Raw genomic sequence first — 1,636 nt, forward strand, 5'->3', positions numbered from 1 at the left:
ATGAAGAGCTTGCGCACGGAACTGGAGGCTCAGCGGCTGCGAACGGTCAGCGTGCCCGACATCGAGGCGGACGACGCGATCGCCGTGCTCGCCCTGCGCTGGCAGCAGCGGAATCGCGGGCCATGACCATTCTCTCCACCGACAAGGATCTCTGTGCCTTGCTGAGCCCCTCGGTGTCCGTCTACGACCACTTCACCAACGTCAACCGCGACGCCGCCTGGGTGCTCGCCAGGTTCGGCATCGAGCCGGGCCTGATCCAGGATTACCTGGCCCTGGTGGGCGACAAGACGGACAACATTCCCGGGTGAAGGGGATTGGTCCCGTCACGGCCGTGAAGCTCCTGCGGGAGTTCAAGTCCCTGCAGGGGATTCTCGAAAGCCGCTCGATCCAGAAAGTGGCAAGACAGGTCATGCGGGATCGCGAAATGGCCCTGGTGTCGCAGGCACTGGTCCAGTTCAAGACCGACGTGTCGATTGGCCTGTCATGGGCCGACCTGCGTGCAGGTGATGGGGTCGGACGCGATGAGTGACCGCGATCGCCGCTGCGGGACCTGTCCGGCGCCCCCTAAACCGGGGAGGGGACGAATCACGGCCCCTGCCTTAGCCTTGCTTCGCGAAGGGAGAATCGTCCTGGTCGCGGCCTGCTCTCAGGCCGGTCGGTGCACCGGCGATCTGCCATCCGTTTCCAGGGCCCCCGGCCCTGAAGCACCTGCCCCAGGAATGATCGGCCCCAAACATGAAACTGCATGGACTGCTAACCGTCGGCCTCGCTTTCGTCCTCACGACGCTTGCAGCGGGGCCGTGTCGCGCGGCCGCCGCGGCGGGCGAATCGGCAAGCGCGGATGACATCCTGCAGGCCCATGTCGAGGCCAGCGGCGGCAGCGCCAACCTGGCGCGCATCCAGAACCGTACGACCGAGTCGAAGCTGTCGATGGGATGGCTGAGCGCAAGCCTGAAGTCGACCCTGGTCCAGCCGAACCTCTTCCTGGATGAGGCCAGCATGCTGGCCGCATCCAGCAGCAGCGGGTACGACGGCCATACCGGCTGGAAGCGCGACGGCAGCAAGATCGAAGCCCTCCAGGGCAACGAACTGGCCCGCACGCTCCGCGGGCACAGCCTGGACTGGCATCTCAAGCTCCCGAGCTGGTATCCGCAGCGCAAGCGCCTGCCTGACGCCGAACTGGAAGGAACGCCGGTGCATGTCCTGGAACTCACCGCCAGCACCGGCGAGAAGGAGATCTGGCGCCTCGACGCCGGGAGCGGCCTGCTGCTCCAGGTCGAGGGCTTCGCCTTCGAGAAGGACAAGCCGCCCGTCAAAGCCTTCACGACATTCAGCGACTACCGGAAGATCGACGGCGTCGTGCTGCCCTACAAGACCACGATCAGCGACGGCAAGCGGACCTTTACCGTCGTGGTGCAATCGCTGAAGCACAACCTGGCCGTTACTCCGCCACGCCTGCCGGCCAAGGAGTAACGGCTCCGGGATTCGCGCTGCGCGATCTACGCCGCCAGCATCTCGCGGTTGCGGAGCTGGTCGCGCAGCACGCCGTCGCTGCCGAACAGGCGCTGGCGCCATTCCTCGACCAGGGCACGGGTGTCGTGCTTGGCCGGGTGAAAGCCAGGGCGCCAGAACACGC

The 1,636-nt window shown here is 66.1% G+C and carries 3 protein-coding genes; all 3 read left to right on the plus strand.

The genetic code is table 11. The features are described 5' to 3' along the window. Window positions 1-122: 122 nt before the first annotated feature. Entirely contained in the window at window positions 123-308 is a 186-nt protein-coding gene (locus D3874_RS28255; RefSeq protein ID WP_158595747.1) for a hypothetical protein, read from the plus strand. Continuing rightward, on the plus strand, window positions 305-529 hold the full coding sequence (locus D3874_RS28260) for a 5'-3' exonuclease H3TH domain-containing protein (protein ID WP_158595748.1): 225 nt from the start codon (window positions 305-307) through the stop codon (window positions 527-529). The genes D3874_RS28255 and D3874_RS28260 overlap by 4 nt, the downstream gene beginning before the upstream one ends. 206 nt (window positions 530-735) lie before the next feature. Next, on the plus strand, window positions 736-1,473 hold the full coding sequence (locus tag D3874_RS00165; protein ID WP_117294419.1) for a LolA-like protein: 738 nt from the start codon (window positions 736-738) through the stop codon (window positions 1,471-1,473). The last annotated feature ends 163 nt before the right edge of the window (window positions 1,474-1,636 follow it).

The organism is Oleomonas cavernae, from assembly GCF_003590945.1.
Taxonomy (GTDB): Bacteria; Pseudomonadota; Alphaproteobacteria; order Zavarziniales; family Zavarziniaceae; genus Zavarzinia; species Zavarzinia cavernae.